This is a genomic window from Telmatospirillum sp. J64-1 (genome assembly GCF_006980715.1).
Classification (GTDB): domain Bacteria; phylum Pseudomonadota; class Alphaproteobacteria; order Rhodospirillales; family Magnetospirillaceae; genus Oleiliquidispirillum; species Oleiliquidispirillum nitrogeniifigens.
In genome coordinates, this window is record NZ_SBHN01000017.1 from 76,328 (window position 1) to 99,694 (window position 23,367).

20 protein-coding genes and 2 pseudogenes are annotated in these 23,367 nt (G+C 62.5%); 14 read left to right on the forward strand and 8 right to left on the reverse strand.

The window, feature by feature from the left end:
- Positions 1-255 precede the first annotated feature (255 nt).
- Entirely contained in the window at positions 256-2,316 is a 2,061-nt protein-coding gene (gene rlxS, locus EPD66_RS16160; RefSeq protein WP_255448542.1) for a relaxase/mobilization nuclease RlxS, read from the forward strand.
- A 396-nt stretch (positions 2,317-2,712) separates the two neighbouring features.
- On the opposite strand, the gene EPD66_RS16165 is transcribed toward rlxS, so the two are convergent.
- The 8 genes and pseudogenes from EPD66_RS16165 to EPD66_RS16200 all read right to left on the reverse strand — a co-directional run bounded on the left by EPD66_RS16165 (position 2,713) and on the right by EPD66_RS16200 (position 7,921).
- The gene (locus EPD66_RS16165) at positions 2,713-3,270 is read right to left on the reverse strand and encodes a hypothetical protein (RefSeq protein ID WP_140056107.1); all 558 of its coding nucleotides are present in this window, start codon (positions 3,268-3,270) and stop codon (positions 2,713-2,715) included.
- Between the two features lie 133 nt (positions 3,271-3,403).
- Positions 3,404-3,706, reverse strand: a pseudogene (locus EPD66_RS16170) (IS481 family transposase); the annotation flags it as partial.
- Between the two features lie 183 nt (positions 3,707-3,889).
- Positions 3,890-4,834: a zinc metalloprotease HtpX gene (locus EPD66_RS16175; RefSeq protein ID WP_086466659.1), complete on the reverse strand. Its 945-nt coding sequence runs from the start codon at positions 4,832-4,834 to the stop codon at positions 3,890-3,892.
- A gap of 9 nt (positions 4,835-4,843) precedes the next feature.
- Positions 4,844-5,962, reverse strand: coding sequence for a S1C family serine protease (locus tag EPD66_RS16180; protein WP_142849544.1), 1,119 nt, complete (start codon positions 5,960-5,962; stop codon positions 4,844-4,846).
- Positions 5,959-6,450: a phosphate-starvation-inducible PsiE family protein gene (locus EPD66_RS16185; protein ID WP_142849545.1), complete on the reverse strand. Its 492-nt coding sequence runs from the start codon at positions 6,448-6,450 to the stop codon at positions 5,959-5,961. The genes EPD66_RS16180 and EPD66_RS16185 overlap by 4 nt, the downstream gene beginning before the upstream one ends.
- A gap of 120 nt (positions 6,451-6,570) precedes the next feature.
- On the reverse strand, positions 6,571-7,062 hold the full coding sequence (locus EPD66_RS16190; RefSeq protein WP_142849546.1) for an Hsp20/alpha crystallin family protein: 492 nt from the start codon (positions 7,060-7,062) through the stop codon (positions 6,571-6,573).
- A 20-nt stretch (positions 7,063-7,082) separates the two neighbouring features.
- On the reverse strand, positions 7,083-7,481 hold the full coding sequence (locus tag EPD66_RS16195; protein WP_142849547.1) for an Hsp20/alpha crystallin family protein: 399 nt from the start codon (positions 7,479-7,481) through the stop codon (positions 7,083-7,085).
- 14 nt (positions 7,482-7,495) lie between these two features.
- Entirely contained in the window at positions 7,496-7,921 is a 426-nt protein-coding gene (locus EPD66_RS16200; RefSeq protein WP_063187817.1) for an Hsp20/alpha crystallin family protein, read from the reverse strand.
- Between the two features lie 203 nt (positions 7,922-8,124).
- Here EPD66_RS16200 and EPD66_RS16205 point away from each other — a divergent pair, with 203 nt between their 5' ends.
- From EPD66_RS16205 to trbB, 13 genes and pseudogenes are all read left to right on the forward strand, one after another.
- The gene (locus EPD66_RS16205) at positions 8,125-8,553 is read left to right on the forward strand and encodes a MarR family winged helix-turn-helix transcriptional regulator (protein WP_063187815.1); all 429 of its coding nucleotides are present in this window, start codon (positions 8,125-8,127) and stop codon (positions 8,551-8,553) included.
- Positions 8,554-8,570: 17 nt separating this feature from the next.
- On the forward strand, positions 8,571-10,403 hold the full coding sequence (gene ftsH, locus EPD66_RS16210; RefSeq protein WP_142849548.1) for an ATP-dependent zinc metalloprotease FtsH: 1,833 nt from the start codon (positions 8,571-8,573) through the stop codon (positions 10,401-10,403).
- 315 nt (positions 10,404-10,718) lie between these two features.
- Positions 10,719-13,373 carry an ATP-dependent Clp protease ATP-binding subunit gene (locus EPD66_RS16215; RefSeq protein ID WP_370511891.1) on the forward strand — a complete coding sequence of 885 codons (2,655 nt, stop codon included), beginning with the start codon at positions 10,719-10,721 and terminating at the stop codon, positions 13,371-13,373.
- Between the two features lie 78 nt (positions 13,374-13,451).
- The gene (locus EPD66_RS16220; RefSeq protein ID WP_142849550.1) at positions 13,452-14,591 is read left to right on the forward strand and encodes an RNA polymerase sigma factor; all 1,140 of its coding nucleotides are present in this window, start codon (positions 13,452-13,454) and stop codon (positions 14,589-14,591) included.
- Positions 14,588-15,166, forward strand: a complete 579-nt coding sequence (locus EPD66_RS16225) for an NADH dehydrogenase ubiquinone Fe-S protein 4 (RefSeq protein ID WP_142849551.1) — start codon at positions 14,588-14,590, stop codon at positions 15,164-15,166. Before EPD66_RS16220 ends, EPD66_RS16225 begins: the two co-directional genes overlap by 4 nt.
- Before the next feature lie 33 nt (positions 15,167-15,199).
- Positions 15,200-15,952, forward strand: coding sequence for a rhomboid family intramembrane serine protease (locus EPD66_RS16230; protein ID WP_142849552.1), 753 nt, complete (start codon positions 15,200-15,202; stop codon positions 15,950-15,952).
- The gene (locus tag EPD66_RS16235; protein ID WP_142849553.1) at positions 15,943-16,785 is read left to right on the forward strand and encodes an ATP-dependent Clp protease proteolytic subunit; all 843 of its coding nucleotides are present in this window, start codon (positions 15,943-15,945) and stop codon (positions 16,783-16,785) included. The genes EPD66_RS16230 and EPD66_RS16235 overlap by 10 nt, the downstream gene beginning before the upstream one ends.
- Positions 16,786-16,837: 52 nt before the next feature.
- Entirely contained in the window at positions 16,838-17,260 is a 423-nt protein-coding gene (trxC, locus tag EPD66_RS16240; protein WP_142849554.1) for a thioredoxin TrxC, read from the forward strand.
- Between the two features lie 48 nt (positions 17,261-17,308).
- Entirely contained in the window at positions 17,309-18,454 is a 1,146-nt protein-coding gene (locus tag EPD66_RS16245; protein WP_142849555.1) for a cation:proton antiporter, read from the forward strand.
- 358 nt (positions 18,455-18,812) lie between these two features.
- Positions 18,813-19,046: pseudogene (locus EPD66_RS16255) on the forward strand (transposase); the annotation flags it as partial.
- A 794-nt stretch (positions 19,047-19,840) separates the two neighbouring features.
- Positions 19,841-21,877 carry a conjugal transfer protein TraG gene (locus EPD66_RS16260; protein ID WP_142849556.1) on the forward strand — a complete coding sequence of 679 codons (2,037 nt, stop codon included), beginning with the start codon at positions 19,841-19,843 and terminating at the stop codon, positions 21,875-21,877.
- Between the two features lie 116 nt (positions 21,878-21,993).
- On the forward strand, positions 21,994-22,395 hold the full coding sequence (locus tag EPD66_RS16265; protein WP_142849557.1) for a CopG family transcriptional regulator: 402 nt from the start codon (positions 21,994-21,996) through the stop codon (positions 22,393-22,395).
- Positions 22,392-23,357 carry a P-type conjugative transfer ATPase TrbB gene (gene trbB, locus EPD66_RS16270; protein WP_142849558.1) on the forward strand — a complete coding sequence of 322 codons (966 nt, stop codon included), beginning with the start codon at positions 22,392-22,394 and terminating at the stop codon, positions 23,355-23,357. Before EPD66_RS16265 ends, trbB begins: the two co-directional genes overlap by 4 nt.
- Positions 23,358-23,367 lie beyond the last annotated feature (10 nt).

The window sequence follows — 23,367 nt, forward strand, 5'->3', positions numbered from 1 at the left end:
CTTCCTTCGCCCGGCGGCGCGGCTTGGCCGCCGTCGGGCTTGTTCCCCAACAGGACAGGTGATCGCAGGTGATCGTGGGTGGTCGCAGAGAGGCTGATGGGAGCCGCGTAAGGCAAGATGAAGCTCCGGCACCATCCGCGGTGTCGCGGGCTGTAAGCCTGTGTCTGCACATCGATTTTTCTGTTGGTGGGTGGTGCTATGCACCCCCGCCGTGGTGCCATGTGGGCCGCAACTCCCCGGTTTTCCTGGGGTCGGTTGGCACCAATTTCCAGAGGCTCGTTTCGTGCCCATTCTATTGGGGTCTATGAGGAGCAGACCGTGTTCGACGACGACGATTTCAAACTCAAGCCCGGCAAGATCCGCTCGCGCGGCTCGAAGGTCGGACGCAAATTCCTGCATCAGGTATTGGCTGCATCGAACCTCGCGCGCGGCGGGGCGGGCGGCACACGCAAGTCCCGCTTCACCGGCAGCCGCATCGGGCGCGGCGCGGGCGTCGGACGTGTGCTTGCCAATCGCGACCGCTATGCCGCCTTCCGCCAGCGCCGCGTCATCATCAAATCCCGCATCGTCAAGCTGGCCGGCAAGGGGATGGCCAAGGGAATGGAAAATGCGCGGGCGCACCTGCGGTATATCCAGCGCGACGGTGTGACCCGCGAGGGGGGCGCGGAGCGCGGCGAGCTTTACGGCGCCGAGCAGGACCGAGCGGACGGAAAAGCCTTCCTGGAGCGCTCGGAGGGCGACCGCCACCAGTTCCGCTTCATCGTCTCGGCCGAGGACGGCGCGGAATACGACAATCTCAAGCCGCTCACCCGCCGCCTGATGGCCCGCATGGAGGAAGACCTCGGCACGAAGCTCGATTGGGTGGCGGTCGATCACTACAACACCGGCCATCCGCACACGCATATCCTGCTGCGTGGCCGCGACGAGGGCGGCAAGGACCTCATCATCGCCCGCGACTACATCACCACCGGCATGCGCGAGCGCGCTGCCGAGATCGTCAGCCTGGATTTCGGGCCGCGGTCGGATTTCGAGATCGAGAACCGGCTGCGCCATGAGATCGAGCAGGAGCGTCTGACGAGCGTAGACCGCCGCCTCATCCGCGATATGGACGAGGCGGGTCTCGTCGCCGCGACTGACCGCGACGCCTTCCAGCAGAGCCTGCGCGCGGGCCGGCTGCACAAGCTGAGGCGGCTGGGCCTGGCCGAGGAACTTCGCCCCGGCCAATGGCGGCTGGAGGTGGGGCTGGAGGATACGCTCCGCCGCATGGGCGAGCGCGGCGACATCGTCAAGACCATGCACCGCGAAATGGCCGGGAAAAACATCGCCCGCAGTCCCGGCGATTACGCGATCCTCGACCCCGGAGACCCGACCGCGAACCCCGTCATCGGGCGCGTGGTGGCGCGTGGGCTATCCGACGAACTCAAGGACCGCCACTATCTGATCGTCGACGGGGTGGATGGGCGCACCCATTATGTCGACATCGGCAGGGGCGAGGCGACCGAGCCGACACCGGACGGCAATATCGTGCGTGTGACGCCGAAGACTATCGAGCCTCGGCGAGTGGATCGAACCGTCGCCGAGGTCGCCGCTGCCAACGACGGGCGCTACACCATCGACCTGCATCTCAAGCATGATCCTCGCGCCACCGAGGAATACGCCGAGACCCATGTGCGGCGGCTCGAGGCCATCCGCCGCGCCACCGGTGGCGTTGCCCGTGAGCCCGACGGGACCTGGATCGTCGAGCCCGACCATCTCGACCGGGTGGTGGAATACGAGCGGAGCATGGCTCGCGCAGCGCCGGTCATCGTCGAGAAGCTTTCCCATCTCACGCTCGACCGGCAGGTGGGCACCGACGGCGCCACCTGGCTCGACCGCGAGCTCGTCTCGGATCATCCGGAGCCCACCCGCGACTCCGGTTTCGGCCGGGAGGTGCGCGAGGCCCAGGCCCGCCGCCGGCAATGGCTGATCGCCGAGGGCCTCGCTCACGAGGAACAGAATCGGATCGTCTATCGTGCCAACATGCTGGCGACCCTGCGCCGGCGCGAGCTCACTCGCGTGGCCGGTCAGCTCTCCGAGGAGTTGGGCCTTGCCTATGTTGAAGCCCGCCCCGGCGAGCCGGTGGAGGGGACGCTCCGCCGTTCCGTCCAACTCGCCAGCGGCAAATATGCGCTCGTCGAGAACAGCCGCGAATTCACCCTCGTCCCATGGCGCCCCATCCTCGAACGCCATGTCGGCAAGCAGGTCTCCGGCATCATGCGCGACGACGGCATTTCCTGGACCATTGGGAGGCAGAGGGGTGGGCCGAACATAACGTAGTCATTCGTGGGGAAAGACCCGTCGGCAGGGGGCTTCAATTGACAATCGCGGTGTTGATCAAACGACGGCGCGACCTTCCGCTAAGCGCTGCAAAGCATGCGTTTCGCCAGAAATTTCCAGAGCAACCCCGCCAGAATCAACCGATAGATCACGAAATGAGTAAAGCTGGCGCGCTAGAGCCAAGCCATCAGCCCGGCAATCGCAGCAAGTGCACTTGCAAACGCAAGCATCCCGGCAAGCACTGCGTCGCCCTGAAGCGCGACGTCCCCGGGCCGAGCGAGGTCATAACCTCCAAGAAGGCCCGCCGCGGTGGTGGTGCGGATAGAGAGCGGTAACGAAAAGTGTGCCGTGTCAACGGCGTCGCTTGTCCACCGTTGGGGGACAGTGGACGAGCGGCTAGTGTTCCCGGACAGACGCGGGAAGCTCACGATCGGCCCAATGCGGGATCGACCGATCTTGCTTTGGACGACGCGGAGGAGGAAGTATCCCCACCGCATGCTCAGCTTTGGCCAGCTTTTCGAATTGGTCGGGGGGTATCGCCGACCGCAATCCCTCGACGGCGGTCTTCAGAGCTTGGGCCTTTTCACCTCGTTCGATCGCTTGATCGGCCGCCAGTGTCGCAATCAACGGTACCGGCTGCGTACCGCCACCTGGCGGATGATCATTTGCTGTGGGTGGCCGCGTATCATCTTCCGGTCGAGGGCTAGCCGAGCGAGGGCGGAAAACGGGAGGCTCGAGGAAGTCGATTAACGCTTTTTTCGCAGACGGACCGTGTTCGACTTGCGCGAAGACCTGCCGATCGTGAAGCGCCGCGTCAGCATCGGCAATCGATCGTACGATCGGCCGCTCCCTATCAAGTGAATGAGAGTTGAGAGCTTTCGATAGCGAAGGGGAGACCGTCGACACCAAAACTGTTGTCGACAAGAGGGCTAGGGTTTTGAGATTGTTCCTCATGCAAACTTCCTTCCATACCGCAGGCTACGGTCATGAAATTAGGAGGCTCGTGTATCTGGGGTTCATCCCTACGGTGCCGAAAAGTTTCCAAAGGAAGAAATTTTGTAAACGAACGTTGCTCGGAAGACCATTACGAGGAACGCGTCAAATCCGGGATGGTCGGCTGCAGCGCATTGAGGCAATCATCCAGTGGCAGCATCGTGTGGCGTCGGAAGGCGACAATCACCGCTTCCTCTTCCACCGACAGGACCGTCGAACGTGGTTCTGCCGGTCCCGTCCGGCGGTCGCTGACCGTATCACGGTTCTTCCATTTGGCGGCCATCTTCTGGTTAATCCCGTAGCGCTTGGCCAGCGTTTTCAGGCTCGCTTGACTATTCTGTATTGCTCGACGAACCGCCTCTGTCGTCGTGGCGCTGCCGTGAAGAAACTGTCCCATAGTGCATCCTTCCATTCCTGGGAAAACAATGCACCATCAAAGCCCGGGATCAAACACCAAGATCTGCCGCAAGAAGTTTTCAGGCGAGCCAAAATTCGATTGAAACTTCTGGCTGGTTTCGCGCTTGAAAGATACCGCAATCTCGTCAGGAGCAAACTTTGGTGGTAAAATGCCAAGCGCGTTCTACCAATAAAATCCATATCGACGGAATTTGGGCGGCAAGAACGAGGGTAGCCGTGGTTTATAAGACATGCCCGCAATTGTCGGATACTGCGGTGTTGCCAAGGCGGTGAGTTCACGCAGCCTGGCGATCCGACTTTCTGTGCTTGGATGCGTTCGCAAGAGAGACGGCTCGGGAATGCGCCGACCGGGAAGAAAAATTTCTTCCCAGAACCTTCCGACACGACGTTCGAGTTTGCTCAGCGCTCTCATGAGACCCTCCGGGTCGCCAGTCAGCTCTGCCGCCGCGCGATCTGCGTCATACTCGCGGGTGCGCGACAGGCCGAGCTGCACGAGCGCCATCAAGGTGGGCGCAAAGATGAGAAGCGCCACGATATGCCACGGAACATAGACCGCGCCCGCGAAAATAAGAGGTAGGTTGAGGAGCAGCAGGAATTGTCCAAGCCAACTCGCGATGGAAACCAACCGTGACATCATATCTGCCAATCCCATGATCCACAGGTCGCGGTTCGCGATGTGGCCAACTTCGTGAGCCAGGACGCCGACGAGTTCGCGACCGTCGAGGAGTTGAAGCAGTCCATCGGTGACGCAGATTGTACTGTCTTCCGGACTGCCCATCGCGAAGGCGTTCGGCAACGGGCTCGATACGCGATAGAGCTTCGGCGCGCGCGGCAAATCGGCACGTCGCGCAAGTTCCGCTATTCCTGCGACAAGGCCGGGCGCATCACGTCCCGTTATGCGCTCCGCCTGATATGCGGACAGCAAGAAGTCTTGCGGCAGATTGGGGGCAAAAATCAGACCCGCAACCATTCCGAAGGCAAGCAGCAGCCCGACCTCCGCGCCGACGACCGCTGTCATGGACACCCAGGCGATCATCGCCATAAGGCCAAGCAAGAGCGCGGATTGGACGAGATTGATAAATCGATGCCTCGTCGAGACAGCAGGCATTTCCGGCTCCTATCGCGGTTCGCCAAGTGTGATCCTGAGGCTCTTGTGTTGATCGCCGCGCCGGAGGTGCAATTCAACCTGATCCCCGGGGCGATGCGCTTCGAGCGCCGCGATCAGGTCAGCCGCTTCATCAACTCTAGTCGCTCCAAGGCCGATTATCCGGTCGCCGGCTACAATGAACCCATCGCCGCTAATGCGGGCGGGGACCAGTCCCGCGCGGGCAGCGGGGCCGTCAGGATCGACTCCGAGGACCATGACGCCGGAGGAGCCATCCTGCGCGAGCATCGCGTCGACCCTGGGATCGAATAAGATGCCGAGTCGTGGTGGTGCATAGCTGCCGCGAGCGATGAGCTGTGGCACCACCCGGTTGACCGTATCGACGGGAACCGCAAAGCCGATTCCCGCACTGCCGCCGGATGGACTGAAAATCGCCGTGTTGACGCCGATCAGACGCCCCGCGCTGTCAATCAGAGGGCCACCGGAATTTCCGGGGTTAATTGCTGCGTCCGTCTGGATCAGGCCACGTATCGGGAGACTGCCTTCTCCCGGCAATTCGCGGCCGAGAGCCGAGACAATTCCGGTCGTCATCGTCCAGTCCAAGCCAAACGGATTGCCGATGGCGAACACGCTCTGACCGACACGCAACTCGTTGCTGGTGCCGATGGGGATTGGCGGTGGCCGGTCAGAACCTACGCCGATATGCAGGACTGCCAGATCGTGCTCGGGGGCACGCCCCACCAGGCGCGCGGAGAAGGCACGGCCATCAGCCAGCCTGACGACTGCCCGGCTCGCGCCGGCGATAACATGATTGTTCGTCACCACATGACCGAGTTCGTCCCAGACGAATCCTGAACCGTTCCCGCGCGGAACGTCATAGGCATTCCGGGTCCAGGGATCGACTACACGCTCGGCCGTCGTGATGAAGACGACACTGTCTCGAGCGGCGTTGAATACCGTGATGGTGCTTTGTTCAAACGCCGCCAGGTCGCCGCGCGGAGCCACGGCGCGCGGTTCGGCAAACCGACCGAGCACAACGCCCTGAATGATAGGAAAGCTCTGCCACACAATTATGATAAGGAGCGCGGCAGAGGTTACTGAAACAAGTCGAATGAAAAAGGTTCGGTTCATTGACCGCCATCTGCATTTTCAGTAGGGAGCTGTTCGCGCCGGTCCTGATCGCGCACGAGCCAATGGACAATCCCGAGCGCAAGCGCCGCGCCCGCGAGTGCGGCAATCTTGGATGATTCCGTCTCGCCGAGGTCCAGGATGATGAATTTGCGCGCGATGGCGAGGAGCGCGATCAGCACGATCGTGCGGACCTGGATGATCCCGAAGCTGCGTTCGGTCGTAACAAGAATGGAGCGCTTGAACTCGAGCGCGATCACCACGGTGAAGATCATGCCGAACACCACCTGGAAGGTGGCGTAATCGAGAGTGTCGAATGCCCCCAGAACCAGGTGGTTCACGACTTCGCGCATCAGCGCCCAGACCGATGCCACGACGATCGCCGCAATGATGACGCTGAGGACGAAGATGACGATTTGTTCGAACTTCTCGTAGAGCGTCATCGCCGACCATTGTTCACGGGTCAGCCCGGGTTGTTTCAAGTCTTTCATCTTCCCCTCCAAAAAAAGCCGCCCCGGGGAAAACAATCTCCCCGGGGGCTCCGTCAGACGTTGCGATATCACACGGAGCGGAGGGAGACACCGCAAACCGGCGACACCCGATTTGGCAAATCAGCCGTTCTTGACCTCGATGCGCTTGACCTTCGCCTGCGCCTCGGGTGTCTGGGGCAGCTTGATCGTCAGAACCCCGTTCTTGAAGGATGCCTGCGCCTTTTCGCCATCCACGCCGGGCGGAAGCGGGATCGTGCGGTAGATCGCGCCGTAGCTGCGCTCGGAGAGATAGTATCCCTTCTTCTCCTCCTGGCGCTCGATCTTCTTCTCCCCCTTCACGGTCAACATGTCATCGTTGACCGTCACCTCGATGTCCTTCATCTCCATGCCCGGCAGCTCGATCGACACTTCGATCGCGTTGTCGGTCTCGACCATGTCGGATTTGGCTTCGCCGCTGCCCCAGGGCCATTCGAACTGACCGACCCGGTTCCAGAAGTTCTCGAACACATGGTTCATTTCGCGCTGGAGTGTCGCGATCGGGTTATCTTCGCTGCTCTTGGCATCTGGCGCGCCGTCCTTGCGCGCCCAGGGGATGAGGTCTTTGATCTGCATGATATGGTCTCCTTCGGTTTTCAGGCGCCCTTGACGGCGATCCTTTTCGGCTGCGCTTCAGGGGCTCGGGGGAGCGTCAGGGTGAGGACACCTCCATGCATCTCGGCCTCGATCCTGTCAGGGTCGAAGTCCTCGGAAAGCGTGAAGGCACGCTCGAAATCGCCCTCGCCATATTCGGCATAGGCAAGTTCGAGGTTTTCCGGCCGCACCGGGTCAACCTTGCCGCGGATCGTCAACACGCGATTTTCCAGCGTGATTTCGACCGCATCGGGGGCGACCCCAGGCATTTCGAGCATCATGGAGACGCCCTGATCGGTTTCGACGATATCGGTCAGCGGGCGGTAGATGCGGCCGCCGCCGGTTGTCTCGGGCGAGTCTGTCGGTGTCTTTTCGGTGGCTTGCGTGATGTCGGGGCTCATCGTTCCAGCTCCTCTCAGGCTGCCTTGATTTCGATTCTCTTCGGCTTCGTTTCCTCGGGCCTGGAGATGACGATCCGCAATACGCCGTTCGTCATCCTCGCCTCGACCTTGTCATCCGAGGCCGCGAACGGCAGACGGATAGCGCGGGAGAACCTGCCGTAACCGCGTTCGTTGCGGTGCCAGCGCGCACCTTCGGGAACCTCGGGCGCCTTGCGTTCGCCCGACAGCGTCAGGACGTTGTCCTTGATCGAAATTTCAATGTCGCCCGGTTCGATGCCGGGAAGTTCAGCGGTGACGGCGACGGCCTCAGGGCCTTGCCAGACATTCACCGCCGGGAACGCCGCGCGGGACGTCGGCCAGACGCCGCGGTCGAGATCGCGCATCATGGAGCGCATCAGCGCGAAGGGATCGCTGCGGCGCAGATATGTCGGATAGAGCATTGCTGGCCTCCTGCTGCTGATCGATGCCCCCGAACCGGCGGCATGGTCCGAGCGGGCAACGGTGCCGGCCAGATGTCGGTTCGGAGACCGCCCATCAAGATAGGCGGTTCCCATTTATTATGCAAGCATATATAATGTATGCATTGCGTTTTGGATGGAGTGCGGTCTCTCCTGTGTCCCATGCAATCGGAGGAAGGATACCCATGATCTCTTCGGACATCGCGCTGATCGGGACGACGATCCACCGGGTCGCGCAGCTCATCCAGCAGCGGATCGACCAAGAAATTCGCGGCAGCGGCCTGACCCGCCTGTCCTGGATGGCGGCGGCGCATGTCGAGGATGAGCCTGGGCTGACCATCGGCGATCTGGCCGACCGGCTGGAGGTCGGCCCGGCCACAGCCGGCCAGCTCGTCGATCGCATGGTCAGGGGCGGCTGGGTCGAGCGGTCGCCCTCGCCCGACGACAGGCGGGCGCAGATCGTCACGGCAACGTCGAAGGCCCGGGCGATGCTGAAGGAACTCGCGCCGCGGCAATCGGCGCTCGAAGATGAAATCCTGCAGGATCTGTCGGCGGACGAAAGGCGCGTCCTGCTGGCGCTGCTCGAGCGGATCAGGGCGCGGATCGGGCGCTAGTGAAAGGGACAAGGGGCATGGAAAAGAAGACCGAATACAACATCTGGTACTGGGTGGTGGCTTTCATAGCCGTGCTTTTCATCCAGAACCTGATCGCCGGCTGGCAATCCGTCGCGCCGATCAGCTACAGCCAGTTCGAGAAGTATCTCGCTGACGGGAAAATTTCCTCTGTCGCGGTCGGGTCAGACACTATCACAGGCACCTTCGCCGAACCGGTCGACGGCAAGAAGCAGTTCGTGACGACCGTAGTGAATCCCGCAATCCTGGAACGGATAGACCGGTCAGGTATCGAGATCACTGGCGTTCCGCAAAACACTTTTCTCGGCACGCTGATTTCCTGGGTGGCGCCTGCGCTTGTCTTCTTCGGAATCTGGATGCTGCTGTTCCGCAAGTTCGCCGACAAGCAGGGTTTCGGCGGGTTCATGCAGGTCGGCCGCAGCAAGGCCAAGGTCTACATGGAAAAGGAAACCGGCGTCAGCTTTGCCGACGTGGCCGGCGTGGACGAGGCCAAGGCCGAGCTGGAGGAGGTCGTGGAGTTCCTCAAGAACCCGGCCGAATACGGAAAGCTGGGCGCACATATCCCCAAAGGCATATTGCTCGTTGGGCCGCCGGGCACCGGCAAGACGCTGCTGGCGCGCGCGGTGGCGGGTGAGGCGGGCGTGACCTTCTTTTCGATCTCGGGCTCCGAGTTCGTCGAGATGTTCGTGGGCGTCGGCGCCGCACGGGTGCGCGACCTGTTCGAGCAGGCCCGGAAATCCGCCCCAGCGATCATCTTCATCGACGAACTCGACGCTCTTGGGAGGGCGCGCTCCTCCGGCCAGATCGCCGGTGGCCATGATGAGCGTGAGCAGACGCTGAACCAGCTTCTGACCGAGCTCGACGGCTTCGACCCTTCGGTGGGCATCGTGCTCTTGGCCGCCACCAACCGACCAGAGATCCTCGACCCCGCGCTGCTGCGTGCGGGACGCTTCGACCGTCAGGTGCTGGTGGACCGGCCGGACAAGAAGGGGCGTGTGCAGATCTTGAATGTGCACATGAAGAAGGTGACGCTCGCCCCGGACGTCGATGCCGAGAAGGTCGCGGCGCTTACTCCCGGGTTCTCGGGCGCTGACCTCGCCAACCTCGTCAACGAGGCCGCGCTCCTGGCCACGCGCCGCAAGGCGGATGCGGTGACGATGGACGACTTCAACAATGCCGTCGAGCGCATCGTCGCTGGGCTTGAAAAGAAGAACCGCGTCCTCAACCCGCGCGAACGCGAGATCGTGGCGCATCACGAGATGGGGCACGCGCTGGTGGCGATGGCGCTGCCGGGGGTGGATCCGGTGCACAAGGTCTCGATCATCCCGCGCGGGATTGGCGCGCTTGGCTATACGATCCAGCGCCCGACCGAGGACCGCTTCCTGATGACGCGGGAGGAGCTCGAGAACAAGATCGCAGTCCTGCTTGGCGGGCGTGCGGCAGAGAAGATCATCTACGATCAGTTCTCGACGGGGGCGGCCGACGATCTGGTCAAGGCGACCGACATCGCCCGCGCGATGGTGGCCCGCTACGGCATGGACGAAGACCTCGGTCATGTCAGCTATGACACCGACCGCCCGGGCTTTCTCGGCACCGGCGATCAGGCGTCCTGGCTCAACCGCCGCTACAGCGAGGCCACGGCCGAGCGGATGGACGCGAAGGTGCGCGACATCGTGGATGGCGTGTTCAAGCGCACCCTCGCCCTTCTTGAGACCAATCGGGATCTTCTTGAGCAATCGGCGCAGGATCTCCTGCAACGGGAGACACTGGACGAGCCCGATCTGGTGGCAATTGCGTCCAAGGTGAAACGAACGGAAGCAGTCGCTGCGTGACACGGTCACTGGCGCAGATGATCGGCGGACAACCCTGACTGGATAAGGAAACGGAGAAGACGAATGGCAAACGGAGCTTGCGACATCTGCGGTCGCCCGGCGACGGCGCGCGTGCGCGCCTCGGTGAACGGCAGAATCCAGAATATGGAGCTTTGCGACCAGCATTACCGCGAAATGGCGCGCCGGTCGGGCCGCAGCGCCTCGCCGCTGGAGTCCCTGTTCGGGCGGCATTCCCTTTTTGACGAATTCTTCGGCGATAGCGGTTTCGGCAGCCTTTTCGGCGACAGTCCGTTGCGCGGCGGCACGCTCGGCCCCATGGGTGACGGCGATGACGATGTCGTCGAGGCCACTTTCGGTGAGGGGGCGCCGCGGCGTGGATCGCGGCGCGGCGGGGGGCGCACCATCGCCGACCGGCTGAGCGAACAGGGCAACAAGCTGCTGCAGGATGCCGCACAGAAGGCCGGAGAATTCGGGCGCAGCGAGGTCGATACCGAACATTTGCTTCTGGCATTGACCTCGTCCGACGTCGTCAAGACGATCCTGGAGCAGTTCAAGGTCGATGTGGACGACCTGCGGCGCCAGATCGAGAAGGAAGCGAAGCGTGGAGAGGCCAAGACGGAGGGCGAAATCGGCGTCAGTCCTCGCCTGAAGGACGCGCTGAACCGGGCCTTCATCGCCTCGAACGAACTCGGCCATTCCTATGTCGGTCCCGAGCACCTGCTGATCGGCCTCGCCGAGGAAGGTGAAGGCCTGGCCGCGTCGATCCTGCGCAAATACGGATTGACGCCGCAGGCGCTTCGCCAGCAGGTGACCAAGGTCGTGGGCAAGGGAGCCGAGGAGGGCCGCGTGGAGGCGCCTTCCAGCACGCCCGATCTGGACCAGTTCAGCCGTGACCTGACGAAGCTCGCCCGCGAGGGCAAGCTCGACCCCGTCATCGGCCGCGCCCGCGAGATCGAGACGACGATCGAAGTGCTGGCCCGCCGAAAAAAGAACAACCCGGTGCTGATCGGCGAGCCTGGCGTGGGCAAGACCGCCATCGTCGAGGGACTTGCACAACGGATCGTCGCGGGGGAAGTGCCAGAGGCGCTGCGCGACAAGCGGCTGGTCGAACTCAACATCAACTCGATGGTGGCCGGGTCGAAGTATCGGGGCGAGTTCGAGGAGCGGGTGCAGAAGATCCTCAAGGAGATCACCGAGGAGAAGGACACTCTGATCCTGTTCATCGACGAGATCCACACCATCGTCGGCGCCGGCCAGGGCGGCGGCGAAGGCGGTCTCGACATCGCCAACACCTTCAAGCCGGCGCTGGCGCGGGGCGAATTGAACCTGATCGGTGCAACGACGCTCAACGAGTACCAGAAATACATCGAGAAGGATGCCGCGCTCGAGCGCCGCTTCCAGCCGGTCTATGTCGAGGAACCCACGGTCGCACAGGTCATCATGATCCTGCGCGGCCTGCGCGACACGCTGGAGGCGCACCACAAGGTGACCATCACCGACGAAGCCATCGTCGCGGCGGCCGAGCTTTCCGACCGCTACATTACTGGCCGCTTTATGCCCGACAAGGCGATCGACCTGATCGACCAGGCCGCCGCACGGGTGAAGATCAGCGCCACGGCGCGCCCCGTGGACGTCCAGGAGCTGGAGGCCGAGGTCGCGCAGATCAAGCGCGAGCAGGACTATGCCGCAGCCCGAAAGCAATTCGACCGGGCAGCGGAGCTGAAGAAGGAACTGGAGCAGAAGCAGAAGGAGCTGGACGAGCTTCTGGAGATCTGGAAGCGCGACCAGGCTTCGGCGACCGCCGAGGTGCGCGCCGATCATGTCGCGCAGATCGTCTCCAAGATCACCGGCGTTCCGGTCACCGAACTGACCACCGAGGAGAAGGACAAGCTCCTCAAGCTCGAGGAGAAGCTGCACGAGCGCGTCATCGGCCAGGAAGAGGCCATCCGCGCCGTGGCCGATGCGGTGCGCCTGGCGCGCGCGGGCCTGCGCGAAGGACGCGGCCCGACGGCGACATTCCTGTTCCTCGGGCCGACCGGCGTTGGCAAGACCGAACTTGCCAAGACGCTCGCCGAGGTGATCTTCGGCGATCAGGATGCGATGATCCGTATCGACATGTCGGAGTATGGCGAGCGCCACTCGGTTGCCCGGCTGGTTGGCGCACCTCCGGGCTACGTCGGATACGAGGAAGGCGGGCAACTGACCGAGAAGGTGCGCCGTCGGCCCTACTCAGTCGTGCTCCTCGACGAGATCGAGAAGGCGCATCCGGATGTCTACAACATCCTGCTTCAGGTGTTCGACGATGGCCGGCTGACCGACGGCAAGGGCCGCGTCGTTGACTTCACCAACACCATCATCATCGCCACCTCGAACCTGGGCTCGGACATTATCCAGCGCAACCTCAAGAAACGGGGCACCAAGGAGTTCGACGAGGCAAAGCAGAAGTCCGAACTGATGGAAGTGCTGCGCGGTCATTTCCGGCCAGAGTTCATCAACCGGATCGACGAGATCATCGTCTTCCATTCGCTGAACCAGTCGGAAATCCGCCAGATCGTCGAGTTGCAGCTGAACCGGGTGAAACGGACCGCCCTCGGCCAGGGCGTCGAACTCGAATTCGACGTGAGCGTCGTGGATCACTTCGGCGCGGTCGGCTTCCGCCCCGAATTCGGCGCCCGCGAGCTGCGCCGGCTGATCCGGTCGGAGCTGGAGACCGAGTTGGCCCGCGAGATGCTCTCCGGGCGGATCGAGGATGGTGACAAGGTCCGCGTCGCCTGGTCGGCGGACGAGCAGAAGGTCGTGTTTGACAAGATCGCAAAGGACACCGGTGACGACAGCCCGGACGATCAGGCCAAGGCCGGGATCGACGAGTCTAGCGAAGTTGCCGGAGACAAGGCGGACGCTCCGACGCCCGACGTCCCGGTCGAGGCCAAGGATGAGGTGCAGTCCAAGGACGACAAATCCGCCGGGTGACGTTGCGAGGGACTGGCCCGGCGCGATGACGGTCGCGCCGGCTTGTTTCGTCGAAAAGCGACAAGAAGGTTTAACGGCATGAAAGTTATAAGAGCGTTTCGCAATCTCGACCGGCACGGCCAACAGCGCGCGCCTGAGGTCATCGAGGAAGAGGTGCGGCAACTTGAACCGCATCTTGTACGCTTCCGCGAGGAACTCGTCCGGCTCGAGGTCGTCGCCTCGCAGACGAAGGGCAAGACGCGCATCCAGGTCAGCCTGCGCCTGCAACTGCCCTCGGGAATGATCACGGCGCAGGAAGAGGGGTTCGAGATCGAGCCTGCCCTGCGCAAGGCCTTTGCCGATCTGCGCCACCGGATCGATCGGCATGTGGCACGCCTCAAGCACGAGCCTGAGTACAAGCGTCCCGCCCGCCGGCGCCGAATCGGCGCCCCGCTGGCGCCCGCGCGGGATGCGGCGGAAGCGGAACGGCGCCAGCTCTTCTTCGACCTGATCGAGGATCATCTCGATACGGTCTACGACACCGTCAGGCGTGAGTTGACCTATCTCGAATGCAGCGGATCGGTACCACAGGGCTATCTTGCCGTTCGCGATATCGTCGATGCGACGATCCTCAAGGGGCTCGACCGCTTCGAGCGGCGGCCGACCGAATTCTCAGTCGGCGATTGGCTCACGCAACTGGCCTTCGAGACCATCGAGGCCGAGGCGCAGGCCGCGCGCCGCGCGGTGCCCGAGGATGCCGCCCCGATCGACGCTGCACCCGAGGCGCCGGCCGGGGAGCCTACCGAGTCGGATGAGGAGATGTTCGAGTTCTATCAGCCCGACGATGTGCTGCTTCTCGAGGAGCTCATCGCCGACGACGGTGGGGACGACCCCGAAACGGCTGTCGCGAAACGCCAGGACGCGTTGGCCCTTCACCGGGCGATGGCCGGTCTTCCAGCGCTATGGCGCAGGGTTCTGTTTCTCGTCGATCTGAACGACACCCCGCTTGAAAAGGCCTCTTCGGTTCTCGGCATTCCTGAAGACGACGTGACCCGGATCGTCCAGTCGGCTCGCGATTATCTTCGCGATAAACTGCGTGACTCAGGTCAGTCTTCCGATACCGCTCATGCGCTTTTTGAAAGTGCTCACCAGAGGAGGTTGCGAATTCCACAGCCCCTTCGGGATCGCGCCCGTCTGGAACGCGCTTTTCTGGGGGACAGCCGAGGGGAAGCACCATGATGCGCGGTCACAATCGTCCACCCTTTCCGCCGAAGATACCCGGGACCAACACGAGGTCATGGGACGTCCCGACCGCGATCATCTACCGGCCGGCACGTTCCGCGATGACGTCGGCGCCGCGGCCCAACTACTGGATACTGGAGTTCGAGCCGTCGCGTCCGCCCCAAATCGAGCCGCTGATGGGATATACCTCCAGCGACGATCCCTATCGTTCGATCCGGCTGAAATTCCCCGACCGCGAAAGCGCCGTTGAATTCGCGGAGCGGCAAGACTGGCGCTACCTCGTGCGCGAAGACACGACTCACAGGCGTGCGCCTGACCGTTGGCGGGGAGAGGAACGGCATCGGCTCTACAAGGGAGCCGATGCGCCTGAAGCCTTCCGCATACCGTCCCGCGTGGATCACGGTCGCTCGGATCACCGCCTCAGGCGCGCGGTCGAGCAGGAAGGCACGGTGGACTTGTCGTCGCAAGAACAGGCCGAATTCGATCCGGTGCTCGAAGCCTCACTCGAATCCTTCCCAGCCTCCGATCCGCCGGCCTGGACGGGCGTGACGATAGCCGGGAAAGAACAATGAACGGAATGTCTAGCGCGAGCGAGGATCTGCCGCTTGTTTCCCTATCTTGACAGCGTCGCGCGCCGCTACCCGCCCGTCATCGTTTGGGCGGTCATCGGCATGAGCGTCCTCGCGTTTCTCTATCAGACCAGCCTGCCGCCGCGCGTGCTGGACCGGTTCCTGTTCGAGTTCGCGCTGGTGCCCTCGCGCTTCTTCGGACAGCTAAGCCTCGTCGCCCCATCGGACTGGACCCCTTTCCTGACCAACATCTTCCTGCACGGGGGCTGGCTGCACCTCATCTTGAACATGTGGACGCTCTGGATCTTCGGCCCCGCCGTCGAGGATCGGCTCGGACCGGGTCGATTCACGCTGTTCTATCTGTTCTGTGGTGTGGCGGCCGGACTGGCGCACGCGCTGGCGAACCCCGACTCGGTCGTTCCCGCGCTTGGCGCGTCGGGGGCGATCGCGGGCGTGATCGGTTGCTACGCACGCATGTTTCCGGCGGCTCGGCTGGTGGTGATCGTGCCGATTCTGTTCATTCCGCTGTTCTTCGAAGTGCGCGCGTTCATTTTCGCAATGATCTGGTTCTTCATGCAGGTCATTCCCGGCTTTCTGTCGCTCGGCAGCGATCAGGCCACGGGCGGGATCGCCTGGTGGGCGCATATCGGCGGGTTTGTCGCCGGTTGGCTCGTAACGCCACTCCTGCGACGGCGCGCCGACGCCTATCGCCACTATTATCGCGACGAGGGCATCTATGGCTTTCTGCCGGATGGCCGACGGGAAGGAGGACAAGGTCCATGGACATAATGCAGCTGTTCTGGCTGTTCTTCATCATTTCGGCGCTGCAGCCGGTTCTGCAGCGCAGATATCTTGAGGCGATGCGCACACGCAAGATCGCCCAGATCGAGAAGAAACGCGCCAGTCGCGTCATTCTGCTGATTCATCGGCAGGAGACGATGAACCTGCTGGGATTCCCTCTGATGCGTTACATCGACGTCAATGACTCGGAGGAAGTGCTGCGCGCGATCCAGATGACCGACGACGAAGTGCCGCTCGACATCGTGCTGCACACACCGGGCGGCCTTGTGCTGGCGGCAACACAGATTGCCCGCGCCATTCAGGGACACAAGGGCAAGGTCACAGTGTTCGTGCCACATTACGCGATGTCCGGTGGCACGCTGATCGCACTCGCTGCCGACGAGATCGTGATGTGCGAACATTCCGTGCTGGGACCCGTCGATCCGCAACTTGGCCAGTTGCCTGCTGCCTCGCTCATCAAGGTCGTCGAGGAGAAACCCATCGCCGAGATCGACGACCAGACCCTGATCATGGCCGATGTCGGTCGCAAGGCCATTGCGCAGATCGAGGCGTTCGCGAAGCGTCTGCTGTCGGACAAGATGGACGAGAACCGCGCGGCGTCCGTGGCGGCGAAGCTGGCGACCGGCATCTGGACCCACGACTATCCCATCTCTGCCGATGAGGCCCGCGACATGGGCCTGCCCGTTGGAACGGACATGCCCAAGGAAATACTGGAGCTGATGACGCTCTATCCGCAGCCGGTTCGGCGCCAGGGCGGTGGCGTGGAATACCTGCCCGAGCCGCGGCAGCGAGAGGCGCGCCGCGCCATGTCCACGCGCTGAACGCTTGCATCAGCCGGCCGCCAGGACCTGCTCGTCAACGAAAGGATACAGGATGCCCACGGTCGCCTGCCCGCAGTGCAATGCCACCAACAGGGTGCCGCAAGAGCGCCTGACCGACAATCCCAATTGCGGACGCTGCGGCGCGCCTCTCTTTCAAGGCAGGCCCGTCACGCTTACAGCGGCTAATTTTGACCGTCATGCGAATGCCGAACTGCCCTTGCTCGTCGATTTCTGGGCCGAGTGGTGCGGGCCATGCAAGATGATGGCGCCCCAATTCGAGGCGGCGGCGCAGTCGCTCGAACCAAATTTCCGCCTCGGCAAGCTCGATACGGAAGCCGAACAGAAGATCGCCGGCCGCCACGGGATCCGCGGCATTCCCACCATGATCCTGTTCAGTAGCGGGAAGGAAATTGCGAGAACGAGCGGAGCAATGCCTGCCGCGCAGATAGCGCAGTGGGCGCGCTCGCACGTCTAGAGTTTACAGGTATTGGCCTTACCTGCGCCATGCCATCAGGAGAAGAACATGCATGGCGTGACCGGATTTGTCGAAAGTGCGGCCTTGTTGGTCTTTGCCGCGTTCGTGCTCGTGACGATATGTTCACGGATCGGCGTGCCCAGTATCGTCGGTTACATTCTTGCCAGCATAGTCATCGGACCTGCCGGCCTCGGCCTGATTGCGGAGAGCGCTGCCCTGAGCAGCATTGGCGAGATCGGAGTGGTACTCCTGCTGTTCGCTCTTGGCCTGGAATTCTCGTTCGAGAAGATCGTAACGCTCAGGAAGCATGTCTTCGGTCTTGGAGCCGTGCAGGTTGCAGTCACGACGATAACGGTGTCGTTGGTAGCGAGTCTGATCTTCGATCTCGCGCCCCTCCCCGCAATCCTCATCGGCGGGGCCGTTGCCATGTCATCCACGGCCATGTGCCTCAAGGTGCTCGCAAGCGCGAACGCTCTGGGATCGGCCCAAGGGCGTCTGGCCATTGCAGTGCTTCTGTTTCAAGACTTGGCAGCTGTCGCATTCCTGCTTCTGCACGATTCGATGAGTGGAGCCGCCGAGGGACATGGCGTGATAACGGTCGTCGCCAGTGCAATGGCATTGGTTGCAGCTCTGTTCATTGCCCGTGGCCCGTTGCAGGTGCTTGCCCGTTGGGTAGCGTCGCGTGGCGATCCGGAACTTGCCCAGCTCCTCGCGCTCACCATTGCGCTCGGGTCTGCGATTGTCGCGGCCTCCGCCGGTTTTTCTCCGGCACTCGCTGCATTCGCGGCCGGCATGATTATCGGCGAGGGTGACGCGCGCCATGCTGTCGAGAACGAGATTCGGCCCTTCCGCGATTTGTTTGTCGGGATTTTCTTTGTCGGCATCGGAACGCAATTGCCACTTTGGATCATTCCATCTGTATGGCCTGTGGTGCTGATCTGGCTCGCGATCATATTCGCGGGCAAGACGCTGATCGTTTTGGTCGTCGCCCGACTGTTCGGCGAGTCGCTTCAGAGCTCATGGCGCACTGGGATCATCCTGGCCCACGGAGGAGAATTCAGCCTGATGCTGCTGTCGGTTTCCTCGACCTCAAGCATTGTTGCAGAGGAATTCGCTGGTCCTCTACTCCTCGCGATTGGCATGAGCATGCTGGCCGGGAGTGTCATGGTCAGATGGGCGGGGCTAAAGGTTTAGCGGGACCAAAACAACTAGACCCGGCTGAATGAGCGAACCGGTTGAATCTTGATGCAACGTTCTTACCTAAGCATTTTTCGATCACTCACCAGTCATAATCGGCAGCAGCGAGGTAGTGGAGACATAGACGAGAAAGATGGCGTCGATGCCGTGAGCAATAGTGTCCCAAAGCTCATTGACGAGCCGCGGCGCATGCTTCTTTATGGGAATGCTTTTAGCGTGGAGAAGGCTATTTCTACTGGATTTAAGTCGGAGTTGTAGTCCTGGAAAAGGTGCATTTGGAGGCCGGCCCGTTCGATGGCCCGGCGCACGGCGGTGCGCTTATGGCTGGACAGGTTGAGGGGGCGTCCACCCCATCAATCTGTCCAGCCATAAGGGTCCGCGGACTCGCCAGATGATCGAAACAGCGGGAGCGCCGTTGCTGTTTCTTCCGCCCTACAGCCCGGACTTCTCGAAGCTCAAGGCAATGCTCAGGAAGGCAGCCGAGCGCACCATCGACGGCCTGTGGGACAGGATCGGCAGCCTGATCCCAACCTTCACAGTGCAGGAATGTGCCAATTACATCGCCGCCGCCGGATACGATGCAGCATGAACGAATTCTGCTCTAAAAGCGGAACCTATCGAACGCCGGTCGTAGCAGGTTAGTCCGCTCCTCTAGCGGGCTGCGAAAGTGTGAGAAGGTCGAACGGAGAGTAAGGCGCCACGGTCAATAAGACGGGATCGGGAAAACCAGATCATGGATGCGCACCTCGAGCGCGCCAGATTGTATTGGCCCAATCCGCGAAATCCCCATACGGGCCCGCAGCGTGTGATAGCCGCAACAGAGGCCGGACACATGTCAGCACCCGACTACGCTCCGAACTCTTCGAAAAGATTCTTCTTGCATCAACGGGGGCGTCCAGACAGGTCCATGACGATAGTTTCGCCGGGCCTGAGCGTCGGTCCCAGGACCTGTTCGACTTGGTCGGAAACGCACGACCGCGCATGGCGCCGTCGAGCAGCAAGGGTGCTGTCCTGCTGTCGGTTCGAAGAAAGGCCGATGCCGGCATTGCCGTTGGCGCGGAGGGTACCAACATAGCCACTTAATTGTCCGATGTCGTTCTTGTAGGGGCCTATGTCTTAGAACCGTCTTTCGGCATTTCCACATGGCCTGCACGCTGCTGCTCTTTCGGGTCGTAGTGGCGGGGTCTTCCTCCGTCGATCCTATTGTGGGAGTTGTGCACATGGCCTCGGCGGCATACTTCGTTTGGCAGGCGACTCATTATGCCAAGTGGTTGTCCTGATCGTAGAACGTCGATCGCATTCCATCGTATATAAAGACCATAAGCACTTCTGTCGCATCGCTCGATTATCGTTCCGTTTGTCTCAAGCAGCGGAACGACGCCCATGACCCCCACCAAGCTCCTGATCGGCCAGATCGCCGTCGTCTTCGCCATCGTCATCCTCGGCGTATGGGCGGCGACGCAGTGGTGCGCCGACATGTTGGGCTATCAGGCGCAGCTTGGCAGCCCCTGGTTCGTCCTGTTCGGCTGGCCGGTCTATCAGCCGTGGAAGCTGTTCGAGTGGTGGTATTTCTACGAGGCCTATGCGCCGGAGGTATTCGACAAGGCCGGGATGCTGGCGGCGGGCAGCGGCTTCATGGGCTGTGCGGCGGCGATTATCGGCTCACTGTGGCGCGCGCGGCAGAGCAGGCTCGTCACCACCTATGGCTCCTCGCGCTGGGCCTTGCCGCGCGAGATTCGCAAGGCCGGCCTGTTCCGTCCGGCAGGCGTGTTCCTCGGTAGGTTCGCCGACCAGTATCTTCGCCATGACGGACCGGAGCATGTCATGGCCTTCGCGCCGACGCGCTCGGGCAAGGGCGTCGGCCTCGTCGTCCCGACCCTTCTCACCTGGACCGGCTCGGCCGTCATCCACGACATCAAGGGCGAAAACTGGCAGTTGACCGCTGGCTGGCGCGCGAAATTTTCGCATTGCCTGCTATTCAACCCGACCGACCTGCGGTCGGCCCGCTACAATCCGCTGCTGGAGGTACGCAAGGGGCCGGACGAGGTGCGCGACGTCCAGAACATCGCCGATATCCTGGTCGATCCCGAGGGTGCGCTCGAGCGCCGGAACCATTGGGAAAAGACCAGTCACGCCTTGCTGGTCGGCGCCATCCTGCACGTGCTTTATGCCGAGGAGGAGAAGACGCTGGCGCGAGTCGCCACCTTCCTGTCCGATCCGCGCCGGTCCTTCGCGGCGACGCTGCGGCGGATGATGGCGACCAACCATCTCGGCACGCCGGAGAACCCGAGGGTCCATCCGGTCGTGGCTTCGGCCGCGCGTGAGGTGCTGAACAAGTCGGAGAACGAGCGCTCGGGTGTGCTCTCCACCGCCATGTCCTTCCTCGGACTCTATCGCGACCCGACCGTCGCGGCGACGACCTCGGCCTGCGACTGGCGCATCGCCGATCTCATGGATGCCGAACATCCGGTCTCGCTCTATCTCGTCATCCCGCCATCCGACATCTCGCGCACCAAGCCGTTGGTGCGACTGGTGTTGAACCAGATCGGGCGGCGGTTGACCGAGCGGCTGGAAGGAGACCCGAAGAAGACCCGCAGGCATCAGCTCATAATGATGCTCGACGAGTTTCCGGCGCTGGGGCGGCTTGATTTCTTCGAAACGGCGCTGGCCTTCATGGCCGGGTATGGCATCCGTGCCTACCTCATTGCGCAGTCGCTCAATCAGATATCCAAGGCGTATGGCGAGAACAACGCCATCCTCGACAATTGCCATGTGCGCATCGCCTTTTCCTCCAACGACGAGCGGACGGCGAAACGCATCTCCGACGCTCTTGGCACGGCGACGGAACTCAGGGCGCAGCGCAACTATGCCGGCCACCGCCTAGCGCCGTGGCTGAGCCACGTTATGGTCAGCCGGCAGGAGACCGCGCGGCCGCTGCTGACGCCCGGCGAGGTGATGCAATTGCCGTCCGCGGATGAACTGGTGCTGGTTTCGGGCCTGCCGCCGATCCGGGCGAAGAAGCTCCGCTATTACGAAGATCGCAACTTCACGCAGCGTGTTCTGCCGGCCCCACAGCTTTCCGAAGGCGGCTACGAGGACAAACCGGCACCGCGCCCCGACGACTGGAGCGGCCAGGTGCGCGATACCGACGACCGCCTGATGCCTTCCGGCGAGGACGGTACGAGGCGCGGTTCCCTTTGTGAGGAAGGTGGGCTTCAGCAGCAGCGCCACCCGGGCTTGGCGGAAGAAGAGATTGCGAAGCCCGCCGAACCGGGGCAGCCGGATATTCCGGGACTCGATGTAGACGAGTCGGATGTCGTCGCCGACCAACGCGCCCTGGATCGGCTGTCGAAGCCAGCGCGCGTCTATGGCGTCAACGAAGCAATGGGGCCGGAGAAAGATATCCTCGAAGGATTCTGATCCCGCGCAAGCATCCGCATGTGATCGCATTCCGTCGTACATAAAGGCCGTAAGAGATTCCGGCCCATCCGGCGATCCTTGTCCTGACTTCTTCAAGACTGTCAGGGCAACACTGCATGAAGCCACGCCACAACATCTACATTGACGAGGAAACGAGCGCCGAGCTCGAAGCGCTGGCGGCCAAGCCCGGTGCCTCCAAGTCAGCCATCATCACTGACGCGATCCGCCATTACATCCGTCACCGCGGTGCCCATGCGCTCGATGAGGCGTTGAGGATCCGCCTCGATCGGCTGACGCGCGAGAACAACCTCATCCGGCGCGACATCGATGTCCTGACCGAGAGCCTCGCCTTTTTCGTGCGGCTCTATCTCACCTTCAACGCGCACACGCCGATCCCGGACAAGGCGACGCAGGCGGTCGCGCAGGAGCGTTACCAGAAATTCGTCGAGCAGGTGGGCCGTCAGATCGCCGGCGGCAAGCGCTCGCTCGGCCCCAGGGACGGGGAGGAAAACCCATGAGCACAACTGCCGAAGAACGCCGCCGCGCCATGCTGAAGACGGCGATGGGCCCGGCAATTGCCGAGGCCCTCTCCGATACCGCCGTGATCGAGGTGATGGTCAACCCCGACGGCAGGCTCTGGATCGACCGTCTCGGCGAGGGACGCAGCGATGCTGGCCTGCGTGTTCACCCCTCCGAAACCGAGCGGATCATCCGCCTGATCGCTTCCCATGTCCGCGCCGAGGTGCATGCGGACAATCCAATTGTCAGCGCCGAGCTGCCATCGGGAGAGCGCTTCGAGGGCGTGCTGCCCCCGGTCGCATTGGCGCCGTGCTTCGCCATCCGCAAGCCCGCCGTGAAGATCTTCACCCTAGCCGACTACGTCCGTGCCCAGATCATGGTCCCGATCCAGGCCGAAGCCCTCAGGCAGGCGGTGCGGGAGCGGATAAACATCCTGGTCGCCGGCGGCACCTCCTCGGGCAAGACCACACTCGCCAATGCACTGCTGGCCGAGATCGCCAATTGCGACGAACGGGTCATCCTCATCGAGGATACGCGCGAGCTGCAATGCGCGGCGGCCGATTGCGTGGCGCTGCGCACGCGGCGGGGTGTCGTATCTCTGGCCGATCTCGTTCGCTCGACCCTGCGCCTGCGCCCCGACCGGATCATCGTCGGCGAGGTGCGGGGCGCCGAGGCGCTCGACATGCTCAAGGCCTGGAACACCGGCCATCCGGGTGGCATCGCCACCGTGCATGCCAATTCCGCCCATGCCGCTCTCTACCGCATCGAGCAATTGGTGCAGGAGAGCGTCACCGTCATCCCGCGCCGCCTGATCGCCGAGGCGATCGATCTCGTGGTGTTCATCGCCGGGCGCGGCTCATCCCGACACATCGAGACCATCGCCGAAGTCACCGGCCTCGACGCCAACGGCGATTACGCGGTGACCACGCTTTCCATGCCCCAACTGCAATCGCTCTCGTGAAAGGACATCT

Coding starts and splice junctions, on each gene's coding strand:
- EPD66_RS16165 (WP_140056107.1), bottom strand. CDS start 3,270: ATGAGGAACAATCTCAAAACCCTAGCCCTCTTGTCGACAACAGTTTTG.
- EPD66_RS16175 (WP_086466659.1), bottom strand. CDS start 4,834: ATGCCTGCTGTCTCGACGAGGCATCGATTTATCAATCTCGTCCAATCC.
- EPD66_RS16180 (WP_142849544.1), bottom strand. CDS start 5,962: ATGAACCGAACCTTTTTCATTCGACTTGTTTCAGTAACCTCTGCCGCG.
- EPD66_RS16185 (WP_142849545.1), bottom strand. CDS start 6,450: ATGAAAGACTTGAAACAACCCGGGCTGACCCGTGAACAATGGTCGGCG.
- EPD66_RS16190 (WP_142849546.1), bottom strand. CDS start 7,062: ATGCAGATCAAAGACCTCATCCCCTGGGCGCGCAAGGACGGCGCGCCA.
- EPD66_RS16195 (WP_142849547.1), bottom strand. CDS start 7,481: ATGAGCCCCGACATCACGCAAGCCACCGAAAAGACACCGACAGACTCG.
- EPD66_RS16200 (WP_063187817.1), bottom strand. CDS start 7,921: ATGCTCTATCCGACATATCTGCGCCGCAGCGATCCCTTCGCGCTGATG.
- EPD66_RS16205 (WP_063187815.1), top strand. CDS start 8,125: ATGATCTCTTCGGACATCGCGCTGATCGGGACGACGATCCACCGGGTC.
- ftsH (WP_142849548.1), top strand. CDS start 8,571: ATGGAAAAGAAGACCGAATACAACATCTGGTACTGGGTGGTGGCTTTC.
- EPD66_RS16215 (WP_370511891.1), top strand. CDS start 10,719: ATGGGTGACGGCGATGACGATGTCGTCGAGGCCACTTTCGGTGAGGGG.
- EPD66_RS16220 (WP_142849550.1), top strand. CDS start 13,452: ATGAAAGTTATAAGAGCGTTTCGCAATCTCGACCGGCACGGCCAACAG.
- EPD66_RS16225 (WP_142849551.1), top strand. CDS start 14,588: ATGATGCGCGGTCACAATCGTCCACCCTTTCCGCCGAAGATACCCGGG.
- EPD66_RS16235 (WP_142849553.1), top strand. CDS start 15,943: ATGGACATAATGCAGCTGTTCTGGCTGTTCTTCATCATTTCGGCGCTG.
- trxC (WP_142849554.1), top strand. CDS start 16,838: ATGCCCACGGTCGCCTGCCCGCAGTGCAATGCCACCAACAGGGTGCCG.
- EPD66_RS16245 (WP_142849555.1), top strand. CDS start 17,309: ATGCATGGCGTGACCGGATTTGTCGAAAGTGCGGCCTTGTTGGTCTTT.
- EPD66_RS16260 (WP_142849556.1), top strand. CDS start 19,841: ATGACCCCCACCAAGCTCCTGATCGGCCAGATCGCCGTCGTCTTCGCC.
- EPD66_RS16265 (WP_142849557.1), top strand. CDS start 21,994: ATGAAGCCACGCCACAACATCTACATTGACGAGGAAACGAGCGCCGAG.
- trbB (WP_142849558.1), top strand. CDS start 22,392: ATGAGCACAACTGCCGAAGAACGCCGCCGCGCCATGCTGAAGACGGCG.